At 65.6% G+C, this 17016-nt stretch carries 25 protein-coding genes; 7 read left to right on the top strand and 18 right to left on the bottom strand.

The window, feature by feature from the left end:
- The first annotated feature begins 73 nt into the window (after positions 1 to 73).
- Positions 74 to 625, top strand: a complete 552-nt coding sequence (locus AC5RWD_RS10915) for a universal stress protein (protein ID WP_494020017.1) — start codon at positions 74 to 76, stop codon at positions 623 to 625.
- Positions 626 to 697: 72 nt separating this feature from the next.
- The gene (locus AC5RWD_RS10910) at positions 698 to 985 is read left to right on the top strand and encodes a DUF6221 family protein (protein WP_494020016.1); all 288 of its coding nucleotides are present in this window, start codon (positions 698 to 700) and stop codon (positions 983 to 985) included.
- Between the two features lie 71 nt (positions 986 to 1056).
- On the opposite strand, the gene AC5RWD_RS10905 is transcribed toward AC5RWD_RS10910, so the two are convergent.
- From AC5RWD_RS10905 to AC5RWD_RS10850, 12 genes are all read right to left on the bottom strand, one after another.
- Positions 1057 to 1731 (bottom strand): DUF6766 family protein, encoded by a 675-nt coding sequence (locus AC5RWD_RS10905; RefSeq protein ID WP_494020015.1) that lies wholly within the window; start codon positions 1729 to 1731, stop codon positions 1057 to 1059.
- Positions 1732 to 1823: 92 nt separating this feature from the next.
- A complete protein-coding gene (locus AC5RWD_RS10900) occupies positions 1824 to 2258 on the bottom strand; it encodes a hypothetical protein (protein WP_494020014.1) in 435 nt (144 codons plus the stop codon).
- Positions 2259 to 2389: 131 nt separating this feature from the next.
- Positions 2390 to 2617: a hypothetical protein gene (locus tag AC5RWD_RS10895; protein ID WP_494020013.1), complete on the bottom strand. Its 228-nt coding sequence runs from the start codon at positions 2615 to 2617 to the stop codon at positions 2390 to 2392.
- On the bottom strand, positions 2614 to 3345 hold the full coding sequence (locus AC5RWD_RS10890; protein WP_494020012.1) for a GAF and ANTAR domain-containing protein: 732 nt from the start codon (positions 3343 to 3345) through the stop codon (positions 2614 to 2616). The genes AC5RWD_RS10895 and AC5RWD_RS10890 overlap by 4 nt, the downstream gene beginning before the upstream one ends.
- Positions 3346 to 3468: 123 nt before the next feature.
- Positions 3469 to 4077 carry a GAF and ANTAR domain-containing protein gene (locus AC5RWD_RS10885; RefSeq protein ID WP_494020011.1) on the bottom strand — a complete coding sequence of 203 codons (609 nt, stop codon included), beginning with the start codon at positions 4075 to 4077 and terminating at the stop codon, positions 3469 to 3471.
- 227 nt (positions 4078 to 4304) lie between these two features.
- A complete protein-coding gene (locus AC5RWD_RS10880) occupies positions 4305 to 4538 on the bottom strand; it encodes a CDGSH iron-sulfur domain-containing protein (RefSeq protein ID WP_494020010.1) in 234 nt (77 codons plus the stop codon).
- Positions 4528 to 5565: a glycosyltransferase family 2 protein gene (locus AC5RWD_RS10875; RefSeq protein ID WP_494020009.1), complete on the bottom strand. Its 1038-nt coding sequence runs from the start codon at positions 5563 to 5565 to the stop codon at positions 4528 to 4530. The genes AC5RWD_RS10880 and AC5RWD_RS10875 overlap by 11 nt, the downstream gene beginning before the upstream one ends.
- Complete coding sequence (locus tag AC5RWD_RS10870) at positions 5562 to 6632, bottom strand: iron-containing redox enzyme family protein (protein ID WP_494020008.1); 1071 nt, start codon at positions 6630 to 6632, stop codon at positions 5562 to 5564. The genes AC5RWD_RS10875 and AC5RWD_RS10870 overlap by 4 nt, the downstream gene beginning before the upstream one ends.
- Before the next feature lie 145 nt (positions 6633 to 6777).
- Positions 6778 to 7203 carry a MarR family winged helix-turn-helix transcriptional regulator gene (locus tag AC5RWD_RS10865; protein WP_494020007.1) on the bottom strand — a complete coding sequence of 142 codons (426 nt, stop codon included), beginning with the start codon at positions 7201 to 7203 and terminating at the stop codon, positions 6778 to 6780.
- A 6-nt stretch (positions 7204 to 7209) separates the two neighbouring features.
- Positions 7210 to 7863 (bottom strand): DUF3618 domain-containing protein, encoded by a 654-nt coding sequence (locus AC5RWD_RS10860; RefSeq protein ID WP_494020006.1) that lies wholly within the window; start codon positions 7861 to 7863, stop codon positions 7210 to 7212.
- Positions 7863 to 8291 (bottom strand): phage holin family protein, encoded by a 429-nt coding sequence (locus AC5RWD_RS10855; RefSeq protein WP_494020005.1) that lies wholly within the window; start codon positions 8289 to 8291, stop codon positions 7863 to 7865. Before AC5RWD_RS10855 ends, AC5RWD_RS10860 begins: the two co-directional genes overlap by 1 nt.
- Positions 8288 to 9127: a hypothetical protein gene (locus AC5RWD_RS10850; RefSeq protein WP_494020004.1), complete on the bottom strand. Its 840-nt coding sequence runs from the start codon at positions 9125 to 9127 to the stop codon at positions 8288 to 8290. The genes AC5RWD_RS10855 and AC5RWD_RS10850 overlap by 4 nt, the downstream gene beginning before the upstream one ends.
- A 211-nt stretch (positions 9128 to 9338) precedes the next feature.
- Here AC5RWD_RS10850 and AC5RWD_RS10845 point away from each other — a divergent pair, with 211 nt between their 5' ends.
- Positions 9339 to 10802 (top strand): protein adenylyltransferase SelO, encoded by a 1464-nt coding sequence (locus tag AC5RWD_RS10845; RefSeq protein WP_494020003.1) that lies wholly within the window; start codon positions 9339 to 9341, stop codon positions 10800 to 10802.
- A gap of 5 nt (positions 10803 to 10807) precedes the next feature.
- Here AC5RWD_RS10845 and AC5RWD_RS10840 read toward each other — a convergent pair whose 3' ends face one another.
- Positions 10808 to 10963: a hypothetical protein gene (locus AC5RWD_RS10840; RefSeq protein WP_494020002.1), complete on the bottom strand. Its 156-nt coding sequence runs from the start codon at positions 10961 to 10963 to the stop codon at positions 10808 to 10810.
- Between the two features lie 224 nt (positions 10964 to 11187).
- The gene (locus AC5RWD_RS10835; RefSeq protein ID WP_494020001.1) at positions 11188 to 11928 is read right to left on the bottom strand and encodes a GAF and ANTAR domain-containing protein; all 741 of its coding nucleotides are present in this window, start codon (positions 11926 to 11928) and stop codon (positions 11188 to 11190) included.
- 300 nt (positions 11929 to 12228) lie between these two features.
- On the opposite strand from AC5RWD_RS10835, the gene AC5RWD_RS10830 reads away from it, so the two are divergent.
- Positions 12229 to 12828, top strand: a complete 600-nt coding sequence (locus AC5RWD_RS10830) for an ArsR/SmtB family transcription factor (protein WP_494020000.1) — start codon at positions 12229 to 12231, stop codon at positions 12826 to 12828.
- Positions 12829 to 13115: 287 nt separating this feature from the next.
- Here AC5RWD_RS10830 and AC5RWD_RS10825 read toward each other — a convergent pair whose 3' ends face one another.
- The 4 genes from AC5RWD_RS10825 to AC5RWD_RS10810 form a co-directional block, all read right to left on the bottom strand.
- Positions 13116 to 13493 (bottom strand): VOC family protein, encoded by a 378-nt coding sequence (locus AC5RWD_RS10825; protein ID WP_494019999.1) that lies wholly within the window; start codon positions 13491 to 13493, stop codon positions 13116 to 13118.
- Positions 13494 to 13855: 362 nt separating this feature from the next.
- Positions 13856 to 14287, bottom strand: coding sequence for a response regulator transcription factor (locus tag AC5RWD_RS10820; protein WP_494019998.1), 432 nt, complete (start codon positions 14285 to 14287; stop codon positions 13856 to 13858).
- Positions 14288 to 14458: 171 nt separating this feature from the next.
- Positions 14459 to 14887 (bottom strand): hypothetical protein, encoded by a 429-nt coding sequence (locus AC5RWD_RS10815; RefSeq protein WP_494019997.1) that lies wholly within the window; start codon positions 14885 to 14887, stop codon positions 14459 to 14461.
- Between the two features lie 584 nt (positions 14888 to 15471).
- Entirely contained in the window at positions 15472 to 15657 is a 186-nt protein-coding gene (locus AC5RWD_RS10810; protein WP_494019996.1) for a hypothetical protein, read from the bottom strand.
- Positions 15658 to 15773: 116 nt separating this feature from the next.
- On the opposite strand from AC5RWD_RS10810, the gene AC5RWD_RS10805 reads away from it, so the two are divergent.
- From AC5RWD_RS10805 to AC5RWD_RS10795, 3 genes are all read left to right on the top strand, one after another.
- Complete coding sequence (locus AC5RWD_RS10805) at positions 15774 to 16046, top strand: hypothetical protein (RefSeq protein ID WP_494019995.1); 273 nt, start codon at positions 15774 to 15776, stop codon at positions 16044 to 16046.
- Between the two features lie 115 nt (positions 16047 to 16161).
- Positions 16162 to 16530, top strand: coding sequence for a VOC family protein (locus AC5RWD_RS10800; protein WP_494019994.1), 369 nt, complete (start codon positions 16162 to 16164; stop codon positions 16528 to 16530).
- A gap of 26 nt (positions 16531 to 16556) precedes the next feature.
- Positions 16557 to 16949, top strand: a complete 393-nt coding sequence (locus AC5RWD_RS10795; protein WP_494019993.1) for a VOC family protein — start codon at positions 16557 to 16559, stop codon at positions 16947 to 16949.
- The last annotated feature ends 67 nt before the right edge of the window (positions 16950 to 17016 follow it).

Here is a 17016-nt window from a genome sequence, read left to right as displayed (position 1 = left end):
CAGCCGGTCCTAGTAGGCTGGCAATGAGAGTCACCCCGATCTGCCGTAAGGACAGCGTGGAATGGCAGCACTCATGAATGAGCCAGCTAGGAAAGCCGGGTCCCCCAGCGGGGAGGTCGAATTCGTTCCCCAGCGGATAGCGGGTCCGGTGGTAGTTGGCGTCGTGCCAGGGCAGCCGTCTGCCGTCGTGCAACATGCTGCCCGGTTGGCCTACTCCCTGAACGTCAAGCTCATCTGCGCCTACGTGGACATCACCTCATACCTAAGCAACGAGCGGGACGACGAGGACCTTCTGCAGTCCGCGGGCCAGGACGGAATCGTCGACGACGTCGAGCAGACCAGTGCCCACCTCAAGGAACACCTGCAGGCTGTCCTCGGCAAGGCCGGGATCCGCTGGTCGCTCCTGACCCTCGTGGGGGAACCTGCACGCGCCCTGGGCCGGCTGGCCGATTCCGCGGATGCCTCGGTCATCGTGGTGGGCACCCGCGAAGGAAGAGTGGGCGCCCGGTTAGAGCAGCTGTTGCTTGGCTCCGTGGCGGTCCACCTCACGCACCGGCAGACCCGGCCGGTGGTCGTTGTTCCGCTCGCACCGGAGAGGCGGCACCGGCCGAAGGAGGAAACCTGATTATTCCGGCGCGACTGACGGCCCGGACCACGGATACCATCCACCCACCAACATGAATGCGAGGGACTTCATATGGCCGACCTGATCGATTTTCTGGAAGCGCGGATCGCCGAGGACGAGGCGGATGCCCGGCGGGGACTGGAGACTGAAGGAATGGCGGGACCCGTCGTCGGCTGGTTCAATCCCGGGCGCGTACTTTCAGAATGCGCGGCCAAACGGAAGATCCTGGGAAACGTTCCGCTGGTCACCGATGTTGCTACCGCCATCGGCGCCACCAGCGAATACGTCCTGATGTCCCTCGCCGCCGTCTACAAGGACCACCCCGAGTACCAGGAAGGCTGGGCGGTCGACGGGCTCTAGGGGTTGGCGGTCCACGGCGGCAGCCGCCGCCCATGGCGCGGCCCAGGTCCAGGCGGCCGCACCGGCCTGCGCTAGCCGGTAGTGCCCGTGTCGTCGTGCGCCGAGCCCACCGGCTTGGATTCGGGTGAGCCGCGCTGGCGCAGGTAGATCGACAGGACAACCATTGAGCCGACGGCAAGGAACTCGGACTGCCAGTTCTGCAGGGTGCGGTTCCAGAACTCCGGCGAGACGATGTACTCCGCCCAGCTGACGGGCTGCTGGAAGTTCTTGATTTGCTCCTGGTTGTAGTTGCTGTTTCCGGCAACGGACTGGGCCAGCCAGGACAGGAGGAAGATCAGCCCCATCGTCAGCCCCAGCGAGTTGGAGTAGAGCGTCCGCCGCCAGCCTGAAACTCGGGCCCACTTCGGCGACTTGGCGTTGCTGAACTCGCCCACGAGCTGTTCCCTGTCCGACTCCGGTCCGGGCTGGTTCAGTTCCTTGGACTCGGGGGACCCCTTCTGGACCAGCCAGATCGTGGCGAAGATGTACAGCAGGAACTGCAGGTACTCGGACTGCCAGTTTTCCGAAACGTCCACCGCGAAGTTCGACGACGTGAGGTACTGGCCGAGGCTGATTTCTTCGAGCCCGGAGGCCACCTGCTCCTCGTTGAAGAGGGCATGGCCGGTGAGCGCCTGGCCCAGCAGGGCCAGCAGGAAGATCAGGCCGAAAAAGAGGCTGAGGCCGTTGTTTCTGAGTGCTTTCTTCACGGCCCGCCTATCCCCGGACAAGCCCGACGGCGACCATGTAGGCCAGCCCGCCGAAGATCAGGATGAGATACAGCGCAAAGCTCCAGCGCATTCTATTTGCCTCCTACTTCGCAGGTGTACGGCGCTTCTTCCCCTTGGGGGGTGCAGCCCGCGCCTGTGACTCTCCAGCCCGCGTTGGAGGCGGCCAGGAAGACGGTGTCGTGCTCGAACTCGACGAAGGCCTCACCGCCGAACTGCTCGGTGCTCAGCAGCTTTCCTGCGTCCGGGATTTTCGCCTTTTCCAGCTGGCTCTCGCAGGTGCCGGCATCACTGGACCGCGCCGCCTCCTGCCGCGTCTCGGACTGGAGCAGCGAGCACGCCGCCGTCATGTCGGAGCTGGCCACATCCCGGTGGAACGCTTTCGCCGCCTCTGCCGCCTCCGTCCCGTCAGCGGCACATCCGGACAGGACGCCGCCCATAAGCGCGAGCAGGACGAGGAACCCCAGTCTCAGACCTTTGACCGTCCTAGGCGTCTTCACGTTCATCACTCACGGGAATCCTCCTGCTGGGGACGTCAACAATTACTAAGGTTGCTTATTGTGTAGTCTTTGTGACTGGCGTAGTCAAGATGGACCGGCAGCATGCGCCGGGCCGCTGCCCCAAGGGGGAGGCCTTCTCGTCAATCCCTCTGGAAGGTGCCCAATTCGTAGATGGCGTGGTCCAGGAGGTCGCGCTGAATAGGGCGCAGCATGTACGAACCGTGGAGGTAGGCCTCGATCTCCATGGCACCCGCGTCGCCACCGATACTGAAGTAGTGCATCCATAGTTCGTCGACTTCAAGGTCGGCCTGCCGGAAGGCCTTGGCCGTCCGGTCCCGTTGCGCCTCTCCGTCCCCGTCAACCCTCATGACGTCGGGTCGAGGTCCGTGGTCGGGTGAAGGATCTCCTGCGCCACCGCGCTCAGAAGGGCCCGCTGCGCGCGGGCGCGGGTGATCATGACCCGGAGGGCTTCCCGTTCGCTCACTCCGAGGCGCTCCATCAGGACGCCCTTGGCCATGTCAATCAGGCTTCGGCTGTGCGGCGCGTCCTTGAGGGCGGTGCTGAGTTGCGCGGCCCGTTCGCGGGCTTGGAGGTTGGCCAGGATGAGCGCGGCCGGTCCGGCGAGCAGGGACAGGACCTCTTCGGTGCCTGCAGTGAAGGCGCGCGGCTGGTCGGAATAGACCTTCATCGCGCCAATGGCATCAGGTTCAGCATGTCCGGTGAAGTCCGGAACCAGGAGGGGGACACTGATGCAGGACAGCAAGCCAAGGCGTACGCCCGCCCTGGTCCACTCAGGCCAGCGCTGGTCGTCCCGAAAATCGTCGATTCGCACCGGCTGCGCACTCGCCCAGGCTGTGAGGCAGGGTCCCTCACCGAGATCGTACTGCAGCCGGTCGGCCTGCTTCACGATGCTGTTCGTGGAGGCTGTGCTCGTGGGCCGGCCGTGGGGATCGATCAGCGTGCCGCCGGCACCGACGCTGCCTGCCAGACTTTCGTGGGCCGCCCGTGCGATATTGGCCACCGCCCGATCAACCACTGGTTCCGTGAGCAGGAGGCCCGTAACCCGCGCGAAGATCTCGGGCAGTTCCCCTGCCATTCGGTGCTTCCGCGTCACAGGCAGGCCTCACATGTCATCAGGGTCGTTGGCATCCCCGTGCATGGATACCTTCGGCAGGTGCTTCCCATCATAGCCACGCACTCCGCCGCGGCTGGTGTGGCCCTACTGCTGCGTTTCGTTATCACGTCCCGCCCGCCCTGGGAGCCTCGCCCCGTTTACGATGTCCGTAGCTATCTGCTTCAGCTGTTGTCTGTTGGATTGCGCCATTTCGTGAAGAACGGCGGCGGCTTCCTCGCGGCTGCCGTGGGTCTGGGACATGACCAGGCTGAGGGCTGCGTCGATGACCGCCCTGGACTGCAGGGCTCCGTGGAGGCCTTCCGGCAGGAAGGCCAGACGGTGCACACGCAGCGCCAAACGGAGAACCCGGGACAGGGAGGCAGCGTATGCCTCCACCGCCGCGACTGTCGAGGCCGACCTGAATGCGTCAGTGCTCCGGGCGTAGCAATTCAAGGCTGCACCTGCGTCCTTGCCCGCATCAATGGGTACCGCCAGGACTGATGCCACGTCGTCGTCCGTGACCACCTCCGAATAGCGGCGCCACCTTTCGGACGCTTCAAGGTCTTCCACGAGCACCGTCCGGCCCTCCCGCAGAGCGGTCAGGCAGGGGCCGTCGTCGAACCCGTACTGTTTCTCATCCATCCGCCTGGCGCCTTCGCTGCTGCTGGCCATGGTGATGGTGCGTCCGGCCCGTTCGACGGAGATCGCGCACATCATGGGTTCTGGTGCGGCAAGTTGTGAAGCAGAGAAAACTGCAAGCTCGAGGAGGAACTCGTCAAACCCCGGGCTTTCCAGCAATAGGTCCTGCAGTTGTTCCAGCGTCGGCGGGGGAATTGGCCCAGGCGCCGGCGGCTGGCCAGACTCGGTGGCGGCCATCGTGTGCCTCAATCTACGGGGAACGGCTCCTCCATTGAGCCTACTCCCCATGAACCGGAACTACATCAGCCGGCTGCGTCCGGGGGGCCGGTGCGGAAGTTGATCAGCTTGTGGGTGCCGTCGCAGTAGGGTTTGATCGCCGAGGCGCCGCACCGGCAAAGGGCAACCGTGGCTCGTTGCCGGGGGACTGGATCCCCTGACGGAGTGACGATTTCAAACGCTCCGCGGATGATGATCGGGCCGTCGGGGCACAGCACCACCGAGCTGGGGTCGGACGGCGGCTGAGGGTCACGATTCACGAGAAATGCTCCGTTCTGACTGGGTGGAAAGGGGCGGGCGGATTTTGCCTTGGTGCTTGAGCCGGAGCACCGCCATGGAAGTGGCCGCGCTCTTCAGCCTGGTGCCTGAATAGGGAACCCCGCCGCGGGCGCGCAGAGCCAGGGCCACCCAGATGCACAGTGCCCGTTCCAGGACCCACAGCGGGGCGAAAAGAGCGGTGTCCGCCGGAAAAACGGCCATGCCGCCGTCGCGCCTTCTTCCGCGTTCCGCTATGGCGACGGCGGTGCCGGCCAGTGCGAGGAGCACCGGCATGCGCGCTACTCGGCGCTGTACGAGCAGCGCCGCCAGGACTGGCAACAGGGCGAGTTCTGCGCACAAGCGGATGGGCTGGGCGAAGTCGTCGTAGGCTTGCCGGACCCGCTGCCTGAAGAAGTGCGCCGCCGTTGGCGGCCTCCGGGCGACCAGCAGCGACGGGCTCCGCTTCTGCCTGCCGCCGGCCGCTGTTACGGTGCGGATGAGCTCCAGGTTCTCGAACAGGACGCCTTCGTAACCGTCCGTGGCCACCAGTGCCGAGCGTCGCACGGCCAGTGTGCCGGGGTAGTCGCTGCCGAGGGCCCTGTTAATAAGTGACCGGGCGGTGTCCCAGCGTGCGTGCCAGGGCAGCGGCGTGAAGAAATTCTGCGGGCGGACCACTTCGGCGTCGTCGAGTGCTGCGAAGGCAACGGCCAGCTGCCCGCGCGTGTAGCGGACGTCGTCGTCGGCGATGACAAGCCTCTCCGCGCCAGCTACGCGAACCGCGGTCAGAACGCCTGCCACTTTGCCGTTTCCGCCGCTCCCCGTGGCTGGGGGAATATGCCGGACCGACGGCGGGAACGCGGCCCGGTGCCGGTTGAACAGTTCCGTCGGGGAGCCGTCCACAACGGTGACTCGCGTCCAGGTGCACAGCTCCCGGAGGTAGTCGACGAGTTCCTCCAGCCCCGCATCATCCGTCCAGCGCAGAGGCAGGATGTATTCGGTGTCCGGCCCGGGTCCCGGATCGTCGCTCACGCGGCTTCAGGGAGGGACGTCCGCAATGAGGATCGTCCGTCCTCCCAGGCTTCCACGATGTGCGCGGTGAGGCGGGCGTCCACGGCAAGAGCGGCCCTCGCACCGAACAGGATGTCCGCGAGGAGGTCGGGTTCTGCCTCGGCGAGGCCCCCTGCGAGATCCCGGCCGGCGATCTGTTCGTGGACGGCGTCGGCTTCGACGTGTTCATCGAAGTATTCGGTGACGTCCTCGCCGAATCCTTGGCGGCGAAAGCCCCGGGCGTACAGGTGGTTTGGCCGGGAAGATGTCATCTCATAGATGGCAAGGTGGCCGGTGATGGCGCCGCGCAGCCGGCGGTTCAGGCCGAAGAGGGACATCATGTTCACGGAGGCCAGGGCCACGGCCGGAACCGCGTCTACGTAAGTGCCGTAGCTGGAGTTGAGTCCCAGTCCCTTCATGGTCCGGGCGAACAGTGCGCTGTGCATCCGGTGGGGGCGGCCGCCGCCGTATTCGTCTGCCTGAATCTCGACCAGGGCGGCCTTGGGCCTCCCGGAGAGCCTTGGAATCGCCCAGGTGTGGGGATCGGCTTCCTTGAGCTGGTAGACGGATTTGTGAATGAGGAATTCCGCCATTTGTCCAGCTGTGGCCTTCTTGGCCATGTAACGCGAGAGGCTGGGCCCGGTGTCCTGGGCTGCCAGTGCAAACAGCATGTCCGCTACCGCGTCGCTGTCCGGCTTGTCCTGGAAGGCCCCGTCCTCGCTGTCTGCCGGAGGAGGTCCTGCAGCCACGGGAGCGGTAGAGCGCAAGGCCTGTTCGAACGGTTCCTCGAGAAGCCGGCGGAGCGCGATCAGTCCGGGCTCCCATTCCCAGGCGTCGTCTACCCCTTCAATGCCTCCATAGTGAAGCTCGTAGAGGCAAAACAGTGAGAGCTGGATGTCGTCGTCGGTGACGATGTCGTCGGTGAGTTTCACTGTGTCGGCGACGAATCGCTGCAGTTCCGCCAGTGCTGCGGGATCAGCAGCGGGGCAGCGGGACAGAAGGTCGATGAGCTCGGCGCTGACAGGACCGCGCGGTTCGGGTTTTTTCATGGTTCTCCTTGGCCGCCGGCGGCGGAGCTGGCGGGTGTTTCGGTCTGTTGGTCAGCAAGTTGGATGAAGATTCGGGTTTCCGGCTGTCTGCGGCATGCTTTCCTGCCCGCCGGGAACACGCCACCGCGTCAGACAGACCGGAACGCTACATCCGGAGGTCCCGGATGTAGCGTTCCAGATCATGGTGCAGTGCAGGTTCGATATCCGATTTGTTCTGCGTTAGTCGCTGGACGAGGGCCTCGGCGGTGGCCAGCACCCTGCGGCCTTGGTGCGTGACCCGGATGTCCGTATAGCGCCGGTCGCCGCTGCGTTCCCTGCTCAGGAGCCCAAGTCCCTGAAGGCGGCGGACCACCCTGCCCAGGCTTTGTTTGCTGACGCAGAGCAGGGTTGCCAGGTCCGAGACCGTTACCGGTTCTAGCTCCGCGACCGACTCCAGGACGTCCAGGGACCCTTTGGTCAGGCCCAGATGCGTGAGGTTGCGGTTGATCCGCAGCTCATCCAGACGGGCAGCGATGCTGAGGAGCCGGTGTGTTGGCCAGCTTTCAGGTCCTGTCGAATGAGCCAGGCTCATGCCGGCTCACGTGTTTTGGACGTGGTCCTTGGCGTCCGTGGCGGTTGCTTTGACGTCCTGGGCGGCGGTTTGGCCTTCGTCCTTGACGTGCTGGGCGGCGTCGGTGGCGGTGGCTTTGACGTTTTCCATGGCTTCCTGGGCGGGTTCCTTCCAGCCCTGGGCCATGTCCTTGGCGGCCTCGGTGAGTTGGCTGGTCATGGGTTCGGCGGCGGTTTTCAGGGCGTCGGCGGCTTCGCGTTCCTTCTGGCTGGCCGGGATCAGGGAGGAGACGAGCAGCCCGGCGCCGAAGGCGATCAGCCCGGCGGCGAGGGGGTTGCCCTGGGTTTTGGCGGCGACCTGGTGGGGTGCGTCGGCGATCGCGTCCCCGGCGCTGCTGAGGGCGTTCCCGGCGGCGTCGGTGGCGGTGTGGATCCCGCCGCTGGTGGAGTGGGCGGCGTGGTGGAGGCCGCCGGTGGTGCTGTGGGTGGCGTGCTCTGCGGTGCCCATGACTTTCTCCTTCACTCCGAACACGGCGTCGCGGACCTTGTCCTTGGCCTTGCCGGTTTGGCGGTGGACGATGTTGGACGGGGTGACTTTGTCGGCGACCGCGTCCACGTTGGTGCCGAGGCGTTCGCGGGTGGCTTCGATGTCGGCGCGGATGGCGTCCGGGTTCTCACTCATCAGTGGTCTCCGTTCGGTTTGAGGGTCGGCGGGATTTCCTTGGCGGTTTCGACCGTCTGGGGCATGCCCTTGATGGCTTTGAGTTCCTTGCGTCCGACGCTGGCGAGGACCGCGGCGATGATGCCCCAGATCACGGCGACGACGACGGCGGACCAGCCCAGGCCCATGAGTTCGCCGAGGGCGTACCAGAGGGCGATGGAGAGGAACAGGAGCACGAAGTGCCCGGCGACGCCGGCGCCGGCGAGCATGCCGCCGCCTTTGCCGGCGCGGGTGCCGGACTGTTTGAGTTCGGCTTTGGCGAGTTCGATTTCCTGCCGGATCAGGGTGGACAGGTCCCGGGTGACCTCGCCGAGGAGGTCACCGAGGGAGGTGGTGTCGGCCTTGGCGTGCGCGGCCGTCGGCGGGGTATCGGGGATCTGGCTGCTCACAGGGGACGACCCCCACCCTCGGTATACGGGTCTTCAGGATCGCGCAGCGGGACGCCTGCCGAACCCGGCGCATCAAAACCCGGGCGGGCGGGTTCGCCGTACACGGTTTCTGCGTAGGTGGTCGGCGTGGCCTGCGGTGCGTCGTACAGGGGAGCGGCCGGTGCAGCAGTCAGGCTGCTTTCGGTGACCGGCGGCTGGACGGGGTACTGGGGCAGAGTGCCGCTGGGGGATCCGTAGCCGGCCGTCGAGGTTTCGGGGGCGCCGGCCTGCAGGCTGCGGCCGAGGCGTCCGGCGAGCAGGCCTGCGCCTGCCGCGAGGAGCAGGAAGGCGCCGGGGCGCTGGCGGGCGAAGGACTTGACCTCGTTCAGGAGCGAGCCCGGGTCCCGGTTGTCCAGCCAGGACGCGACCGATTCGGAGCGGTCGGCGGCCTGCCGGATCAGGTCCGAGGCCACCCCCTGCTGGTCCGGAGCGTCGGCCATGGTGCGCAGCTGCGAGGAGATCGTGCGGATGCCATCGGCGGCCTTGGTTTGCTGGGTGCCGGCCTGGCTGGTCAGGTCCGACTTCGCCTGGTGCAGCAGGTCACGGGCGCTGTTCTTCGCCTCATAGGCGACGTTCTTCGCCTCGGTCTTGGCGGTCTCTGCGACGTTCTGGGCGGCGCCGGCAGCCTGGCCCGCTACGTTTGCAGCCTCATCCTTGGCCACGTCCTTCTTTGAGGAGGTGTCGTCCTGGTAGCCGACGGTACCTGTGTACCCGGGGGTACCTGCGACGGTGCTGTCGGCGTCGGTGGTGCCCAGCCCTGTTGTGCCCGGTCCGGTGCCGTATGGGTTCTCGGTCATCATTGCTCTCTTTCCTTTGAGGGTTAGCTGCTGCTGATGAACCAGCACTCCGTAATAGTAAGCATGGTTACCATCGAATAGTAAGTAGACTTCCTACATCGACGGAAAAATTTGCTGGCACCCGCGCGGCGAGAGGGGGGAGCATTGGGGGAAGAGCGCGGCGAAAGGTGAGGAAGCGGCGGGGGACAGGGACCGAACGTATGCTTGAAAGATGAGCGCTCGAGCCGCATCAACCGTCACCTTTGAACGCCGCTTCGCCACCGAGCTTGCCGAGATGGCCATCCCCTGGAAGGCGGAGGTGGTTCCTGACCCGCGCCTGCTCGTTCTGAACGAGCCGCTGGCCGCCGCGCTGGGCTTTGACCCGGACTTCCTGCGCAGTCCAGAAGGACTTCCGATGCTGATCGGCAACGCAGTGCCCGACGGCGCCACTCCCGTTGCGCAGGCATACTCCGGCCACCAGTTCGGCTGGTTTGCGCCCAGGCTGGGTGACGGCCGTGCGCTCCTGCTCGGTGAAATATCCGATGTCGAAGGCCGCCTCCGCGACATCCACCTGAAGGGCTCCGGCCGCACGCCCTTCGCCCGGGGAGGGGATGGCTTCGCCGTGGTGGGGCCGATGCTGCGCGAATATATCGTCAGCGAGGCGATGCACGCACTGGGTATCCCCACCACCCGCTCACTTGCCGTCGTGGCTACCGACCGTTCCATCCAGCGGGAAACCCTGCTGCCGGGGGCTGTACTCACCCGGGTCGCAAGCAGTCACCTGCGTGTGGGCAGTTTCCAGTATGCGCGTGTGGCCGGTGACATCGGACTCCTGCGCCGCCTCGCGGACCACGCCATCGCGCGCCATTATCCGGGCGCGGCGGAGGCGGACCATCCGTATCTTGCACTCTTCGAGGCCGTCATAACCGCCCAGGCTTCCCTGGTGGCGCAGTGGATGCTGGTGGGCTTCATCCATGGCGTCATGAACACGGACAACATGGCCATCTCCGGCGAGACCATCGACTACGGCCCGTGCGCCTTCATGGACGCGTTCGACCCCGCCACCGTCTACAGTTCAATCGACGAGAGCGGCCGCTACGCCTACGCCAACCAGCCGCTCATAGCGGAGTGGAACCTGACCCGCCTGGCGGAGGCGCTCCTTCCGCTGTTTGACGACGACGAGGAGCGTGCGGTGGCGCTGGCCCAGGAGTCGCTGGGTGCGTTCCGCGAGCAGTACAGTGCCGCCTGGCTGGCCGGCATGAAGGCGAAGCTGGGCCTCAACAGCGGCATCGCTGATGAGGTGGCTTCGCCCCTGATTGACGAGCTGCTCGCGCTGATGCAGGAGGGTCGCGTCGACTACACGTCGTTCTTCCGCCGGCTCGGAACCGCGGCCCGCGGCATGGGCCGGCCGGCACGGGACCTGTTCCCGGAACCGGACGCCTTCATTGCCTGGGCGGAACGCTGGCAGGCCCTGCAGCCGGACGCGGACAGTATGGACCGGACTAATCCGGCGTATGTGCCCCGCAACCACCTTGTTGAGGAAGCACTCGATGCCGCGACCGGCGGCGACCTTGGTCCGCTCATGCAATTGCTCGAAGCGGTGACGGACCCGTATAACGAGCGTCCCGGCGTCGAACGTTATGCAGAGGCTGCGCCAGAAAGCTTTGGACCCTACAGGACCTTCTGCGGAACCTGAGTAAGTTAGCTGGCGCCGGGGTGCACCAGCGTGTCCGGATCCAGCTCGCTCGCCGGTGCGTCGGCGAGTCCCTGCGGAGTGAGGTCCAGGTCGTCCAAAGCGGCCGTGGCTGCAATCGGGGCAGCGTTCAACCCGGCGCCCGGGGCAATGTTGATAGTCATGGTTCTCTGTCTCCTGAAGTGAGTGGGGGTGGTGCATTGTGTGCTGACTCGCTATTTTCCTTGGAATTGTTGCGCGCGCCAAAGTTGCGCCGGTGTCGCAATTGGTGTAGGAGGGTTCGGGTCGTGCCTGTTCCGGGCCAGCGGAGCGAGGGAATGGCCGACGGCGGCACCGCCTTCTGTGCGAGCCGTCTCGGCCGGTGCGGAGACGGCTTTGTGACGGTGAGTTACACCTCGCCGCCGCCAATGATGTCCAGGGCGAGCTGGTGCAGCGGTTCCTCCCGGCGGCGGGCTGCGGTAATGAGGGTGGAGAGGGCCTGGTCGCGGTTGACGTGGAGCCGCTCCATGATCATCCCGGTAGCGGTCCCGATGGCATCGCGGGCGCCTAGTGCTCCGATGAGACCGTCGCTGAGGCGCTGCGCGGTGTCGCGGGCCTGGGCATTGGCAAGCATCAAAGCAGCAGGGCGGGCCAGCAGCTCGATCAGGCGGATGGCCTTGGAATCGAAGCCATCGGGAATAGCGGAGTAAACCTTCAGCGCACCGATGGCGCCGTCGGGAGTGGACAGCGGCGTGCTGATCACCGAGCGCAGCGGCAGTTCTGCAATGGCGCGGCTCCAGGCGGGCCAGCGGTGGTCGGTGTGGGTGTCCGCGACCGTCACAGTCATCTGCTGAGCCCAGGCGGTGAGGCACGGCCCTTGCCCGAGGCCGTACTGGAGCTGGTCGGCCTGCAGGATGGTGCCGTCGGTGGAAGCTGTGCTGGTGCGTCGGCCACGCGTATCCATCAGGCTCGCGCCTGCCCCCAACGTTCCCGGGATCGCTTCCTTGAGGGCCTGCGCCAGTGCCGAAACCGCTTCGTCGACGGTTTCGTGAGTCAGCAGAAGGTCGGCAATCCGGGCGGTGAGCGCCGCGAGCTCGTCGGCGAGGGGCAGGTTGGCCTGCATCACGGCCTGGCTGACATTTGGTGGCATGGCGGGCGGGAACCTGGCCTGCCCTGCGGCCGGGGCCCGGACCGGGCCAGGGATTCAGATGAGACGGGCACGTCAGTTCGTTCCTTTCCTGGATCCGCGGTGTGCCGTCCCCATGGCATGCTGCGGCGTTGAAAGTGCTAAAACAATTATTTCAGGCGATCGCCCGCGTCGCGAGGGGTGCTCGTGTTTGTATGTGCGGCGGATTTGGCGCAGCGCATCGGTGCGCTTAAGGCACTCGCCGAGGAAAAGAAACGCGCGCTTCAGTAATTGGTCCGGGAGAGGATAATCGCTTAACAACACATGTTTCGCCAGATAGGAGCGGTGGTGGTCGGGCCGGTGGAACCAAGGGAGCGGGTCGCGGCCGCTGAGGCGGAGCTGTTCAAGGCGCTGGCGCATCCCGCCCGCGTCCGGGTCTTGGCTGTGCTCACGGAGGGGCCCGCTTCGGTGGCGGAGCTTTGTTCTGCCACGGGGCTGAAGCCGTCGCACCTGGCGGGGCAACTCGCGCAGTTGCGTGCCCAGCACCTGGTGGCCGGGCACCGCTCGGAAGGCAGGCTGCTGTACCGGCTGTCTGTTCCCGGGATTGCGGACCTGCTCGCCGCCGCCGAATCCGTGCTGAATGCCCGGGCTGCGGCTGATGCGGACGGCCTTGCGGGTCTTGGTGCATTCGGCGCAGGTTCCGGCTCCGCCGGTGAGGGCATCCTGACCGATGAGTCCGCGGCGGTGCTCGAGGAGTCTCTGGAACGGCGGGCACTGATAGCCAGGGCAGTGCATTCCATCGGCGTGCGGACGGGCCGGAGCTCGGACGACACCTTGGCCCGGCTACTGGCCGAGGCCCGGGAAAGGCGCCTTACGCTGGCTGACGTTTCCCGGGAGGCGGTGGCGGGGAACCCGCAAGAATGACTTAGATACGGCTGGGACCCGAGAGTCTAAGGTTCCATATTTTGTGCCCTAAAGGTTAGGGTCTTGACGGGCAGGCGGCACTGGACGAGACTCGTAATTGAGGAATTGATGAATTTATCGTTTCTTCAATCCTCTCCATTGGGGGCCCTCTGCTCTGGTAGGCGCAGAGGGGCCGGAGCGTCGCGGGGCAGTCGGACTAAGTCCACAGCCCGGGGGCCGCGGTATAGACGGAAAGGGGCCGGAACAGTGTGGTTCCGTCCCCTTTCCGATTGCCACGGTGGCGTGGTTTATGGACGTTCGAAGAGGCTCAAAATGTTGCCCTCACTGTCCAAAAACCATGCGGCTTTGCCCGCGTCCGAGGTGGCAATGCCGTTCTCGGTCTTCAGGCCCGGAAAATCGTAGTCTTCGAACACGACGCCGCGGTTCCGCAATTCCTGCACGTCCCGCTCGACGTCGTCCGTTACCCAGCCCATTTGGGTGTTCTTGGCCGTGCCCGCATTGTCAGTCTGGTACAGCATGAAGCTGGTGCCGTTGCCGCACTGGTACATCACGTTGTCGTCCGCCGGTTCCACTGGTTCCAGTCCCAGCTTGTCCCGGTAAAAATCCTTCGCCCTGCCCACATCCTTTGCCGGAAGGACGGCCGCGACTTCTTTGTCTCTGAGCATGACAGTTCACTCCTCGCTGAGTTGATGGCGATGGTCCCCCTGTTCGGCGCCGGGCACGGACTGGCCGGCCGTGCCCGGGCCGCGTCGCCACCCGTTTCGCCAACAGCCGGGGCGGCAACCTGGGACTCCACGGCGTCTCCGGCATCGCCGGGCCCCCGGGTCCCCGAACTTCATGGGGACATTATGGAACCGAAGTGCCACCGGCGGATATAGGACGGGGAAGGAAGGAACGACGGCGGCCGGCCGGGCACTGCTGTTGCCGTTCGGCGCGGCGGGGCAACAGAGTGGGCCCCGCTTAGGGGCGGGGCCACTTGGGCGCAGGACCCTGTCAGGCGCGGGGCCGCGGGTAGGCGCGCGTCCGCTCAGGCGCGCGACTCGAGGCCGTGCGCCGTTAACGGACCCACGGGGCAGAGCCTGTTGACCGTCTCCATGAGCTGGCGTGGACGGAACGGCTTGATCAGGTAGGCGGCGGCTCCCGACGCCATGCCGGCCATCTCGTCGTCGAGCTCCGCCCGGGCGGAGATGAAAAGCATCGGTGCCTCGGAGCGGGCGCGGATGTGCTGCGCCACCTCCAGGCCGTCCATGTCCGGCAGGTTCAGGTCCACCGTCACCAGGACGGGGTGGTGTTCCCACGCCGCGGCCACACCGTTAACGCCGTTGCCGACCGCATGAACATCAAATCCGATCCGTGTCAGGATCAGTGTGAGCAGATCGCGAATATCCCGGTCATCCTCGATGACCAGGCAAAGCCCCCGTGAACCCAACGTGCCCCCCGGCCTGTAGTAGGTGTGCATAGTGTAAGGCCGAAACCTCAAGAAGTTCAGGGCCTGGGCACGAAAAAGCCCCGCACCATTGTGAAGGCGGTGCGGGGCTTCCCGGGGACGACCATCCGCATGGGGGAATAGGATGGGACCCCGGTCAAAGTTACCCGCGCGTAGGTTTGTCCTTCAAATGTACGATTCCCGTCATTCGGGCAGTTCCATCTGGAATCCGCACGTACACCGGAGGACGCGGGTGGACAGGTAGACGTCCAGGGTGTCTTCGGCCGGGCCCTCGGTGGACAGCGGCGCGGACAGCCTGCGGAGCTCGGAGCCTGCCCTGGCCATGGGTTGTCCGCAGTGCATGTAATGCCCGCCGAAGATCAGCACGTCCCCCGTTTGCTCCCGGCGGCCCATGACCGCGGACAAGTCGGCAACCCGGGCGGGATGTTCGCTGAAGCGCCGGCACCGGCTGCAGGTGTAGGCAACCATGACGACGTCGGCGGGACCGTCCGGGATGCTCGTCACCGATCTGATGGTCAGGTGCAGGCCGGTACGGCAGCGCGTGCAGGTTACGGGCTGGACGCGCGCCCGTCCGGCACCTTCGGAGCGGAAATCGGGGGAACTTAGTGACATGGTCAGCCGGCGATCGTGTAGCTGGCCATGATGTAGTGGAATTGCTGGAAATGCGAGGTGGCCATGTCAGGCTCTTTCCTCAGGTGCAGGGTGGCCGCCGTTAGGCTACAGCGGCATTACCTCCGGGCGGTGCACGATGCCGGGAGGGGTCCCGAACGGAAAACGCAGGGTCCTGTGATGAACCTACCCTGCAGTAGGATTTTTGTATATAGAAGGCCTCAGGCCCCGGGAGCGTGGGCCAGACCAAATCGTGTGGGGCCGGCGGCGGACTGGGTTAGGCAGCCAGGTCCCGGAGGGTGGACCAGGGGCCACCGCCGCCGGCTGTTTAAAGTTTCCGCCTTCGTCCTTGGAAGAACTTTGGAGTTCCTTGGGCGCGCACGGCAAATCGAGGGGTTTTCCCGGTAATGTCCCAAGGTGCCCCAGCTATTTCCCCATGTCAGCGGCGCATACTGAACATGTCCTGAAGGAGACGGATTCCGCGCCCCGAACCTCAGAACTGCCGGGTCCGGACGCACTCCCCCCTCGCACCGGACCCGGCAAAACCCTCCCGGGCCCCCATCAGAGCCGCACAGACTTCACGAATGTCACCAGCTGTAGGGATTGCTGATGTGCTTGCCGGCACGGTGGGCGTCGTACCCCTGCTGCCAGGCCGCCTCTATGGCTGCGACCATGTCGGCCAGGAGCGGGTAATACGGGTGGTCCGGACCGATGAAAAGCATCTCCTCGCGTGCCTTCTCAATTGCATCGCGGACAGCGTTGCCGTTGGCCATGAGGCATGGTCCCACGCGTTTGGGGAGTGCGCCACAGTTCTGGACGAGCGCCTGACGGGGCGTGTCACATCGGTCACGTTCACAGGCTGTTCATTCCCAGCTGGTTCTATTAGGGCATGGACGCGAACGCTGGGAATAATCACGACGCCGACCTCCCGGCGGTGTGGGGGATGCTGACCCCCGCCGCGGAGACGGAGGCGGAGAGGGGGATCCGGAAATCAGGCCTCCCCGCCGGAGCCCGCCCGGCCCAAGCCGCCGTTGCCGGCAGCGTGCCTCTTGGCGGCTCCGTCGTATTCGCCTGGGTCGACGGACAGTCCTCCCGCAGGCTGCATTTTGCCGGAGATCCGCTGGTTGTCCTGCCGGAGCTGGAACACACGGACGCGTTTTAGCGCACTGTACGTGCAGCCTCTGTAGGAACTCTGACCTGGTGCTGCCCGGGACAGCCCCCCGAGTATGATCGGTGAACATTCATGGCCCGGAGACTTCCGGAGACTGGAGCAGCACATGCAACTCGGCGCTTTCTCACTCAGCCTCGCCGTCAAGGACATCGCGGCATCTGCCGCGTTCTACGAGAAGCTGGGGTTCACCAGGTCCGGGGGCGAAATCGAGCAGAACTGGCTGATCCTGCGTAACGGGCAGACGGTGATCGGGCTCTTCCAGGGCATGTTTGAGAAGAACTCCCTGACCTTCAACCCGGGCTGGAACCAGGACGCTCAGCAGCTCGACTCATTCACCGACGTGCGCGATCTCCAACGCCAGCTGAAGGAGCAGGGCGTTCACTTCGTTGCTGAAGCCGGTGACGGTACGGGCCCGGGCAGCTTTATCGTGGTGGACCCTGACGGCAACCCGGTCATCGTGGATCAGCACGTCTGATCCTTCACCCAGAGAGGAGCCCGTAGATGCCCAGTACCCCTGAGGACCTGGTCAGCGTCCGATACATGGTGGACGACGTCGACGCCGCCGTCAGCTTCTACACGAAGCACCTCGGCTTCACCGTAAGAATGAACGCGGCACCTGCATTTGCCGACGTCGTGCGCGGCCAGTTGCGCCTGCTGCTGAGCGGACCCACCAGCTCGGCGGGCCGGCCCATGCCCGACGGCGCGGTCCCGGCACCGGGCGGATGGAACCGGATCCACCTCATCGTGGGCGACATCGCCGCCGAGGTGGACAGGCTGCGGACAGAGGGCGTTCCGTTCCGGAATGACATTGTTAAGGGGCCGGGCGGCCAGCAGATCCTGCTGGAGGATCCGGCCGGCAACGTGGTCGAGCTGTTCCAGCCCGCCGGTCAGTAGGCGCCGAACATGCAGAAAGCCCCGCACGCAGGACTCGGGTGAATCCAGCGTGCGGGGCTTGCGCAAT

Source organism: Arthrobacter sp. CMU6 (genome assembly GCF_059090205.1).
Note: the sequence above shows the minus strand (reverse complement) of the source record. Positions and strands in the feature narration are given on the sequence as shown.

Excerpts from the sequence above, each read along its gene's own strand:
- AC5RWD_RS10915 (WP_494020017.1), top strand. The coding sequence starts at position 74 with ATGAATGAGCCAGCTAGGAAAGCCGGGTCCCCCAGCGGGGAGGTCGAA.
- AC5RWD_RS10910 (WP_494020016.1), top strand. The coding sequence starts at position 698 with ATGGCCGACCTGATCGATTTTCTGGAAGCGCGGATCGCCGAGGACGAG.
- AC5RWD_RS10895 (WP_494020013.1), bottom strand. The coding sequence starts at position 2,617 with ATGAGGGTTGACGGGGACGGAGAGGCGCAACGGGACCGGACGGCCAAG.
- AC5RWD_RS10890 (WP_494020012.1), bottom strand. The coding sequence starts at position 3,345 with ATGGCAGGGGAACTGCCCGAGATCTTCGCGCGGGTTACGGGCCTCCTG.
- AC5RWD_RS10885 (WP_494020011.1), bottom strand. The coding sequence starts at position 4,077 with ATGTGCGCGATCTCCGTCGAACGGGCCGGACGCACCATCACCATGGCC.
- AC5RWD_RS10870 (WP_494020008.1), bottom strand. The coding sequence starts at position 6,632 with ATGAAAAAACCCGAACCGCGCGGTCCTGTCAGCGCCGAGCTCATCGAC.
- AC5RWD_RS10865 (WP_494020007.1), bottom strand. The coding sequence starts at position 7,203 with ATGAGCCTGGCTCATTCGACAGGACCTGAAAGCTGGCCAACACACCGG.
- AC5RWD_RS10860 (WP_494020006.1), bottom strand. The coding sequence starts at position 7,863 with ATGAGTGAGAACCCGGACGCCATCCGCGCCGACATCGAAGCCACCCGC.
- AC5RWD_RS10850 (WP_494020004.1), bottom strand. The coding sequence starts at position 9,127 with ATGACCGAGAACCCATACGGCACCGGACCGGGCACAACAGGGCTGGGC.
- AC5RWD_RS10845 (WP_494020003.1), top strand. The coding sequence starts at position 9,339 with ATGAGCGCTCGAGCCGCATCAACCGTCACCTTTGAACGCCGCTTCGCC.
- AC5RWD_RS10840 (WP_494020002.1), bottom strand. The coding sequence starts at position 10,963 with ATGACTATCAACATTGCCCCGGGCGCCGGGTTGAACGCTGCCCCGATT.
- AC5RWD_RS10835 (WP_494020001.1), bottom strand. The coding sequence starts at position 11,928 with ATGCCACCAAATGTCAGCCAGGCCGTGATGCAGGCCAACCTGCCCCTC.
- AC5RWD_RS10830 (WP_494020000.1), top strand. The coding sequence starts at position 12,229 with ATGTTTCGCCAGATAGGAGCGGTGGTGGTCGGGCCGGTGGAACCAAGG.
- AC5RWD_RS10825 (WP_494019999.1), bottom strand. The coding sequence starts at position 13,493 with ATGCTCAGAGACAAAGAAGTCGCGGCCGTCCTTCCGGCAAAGGATGTG.
- AC5RWD_RS10820 (WP_494019998.1), bottom strand. The coding sequence starts at position 14,287 with ATGCACACCTACTACAGGCCGGGGGGCACGTTGGGTTCACGGGGGCTT.
- AC5RWD_RS10815 (WP_494019997.1), bottom strand. The coding sequence starts at position 14,887 with ATGTCACTAAGTTCCCCCGATTTCCGCTCCGAAGGTGCCGGACGGGCG.
- AC5RWD_RS10810 (WP_494019996.1), bottom strand. The coding sequence starts at position 15,657 with ATGGCCAACGGCAACGCTGTCCGCGATGCAATTGAGAAGGCACGCGAG.
- AC5RWD_RS10805 (WP_494019995.1), top strand. The coding sequence starts at position 15,774 with ATGGACGCGAACGCTGGGAATAATCACGACGCCGACCTCCCGGCGGTG.
- AC5RWD_RS10800 (WP_494019994.1), top strand. The coding sequence starts at position 16,162 with ATGCAACTCGGCGCTTTCTCACTCAGCCTCGCCGTCAAGGACATCGCG.
- AC5RWD_RS10795 (WP_494019993.1), top strand. The coding sequence starts at position 16,557 with ATGCCCAGTACCCCTGAGGACCTGGTCAGCGTCCGATACATGGTGGAC.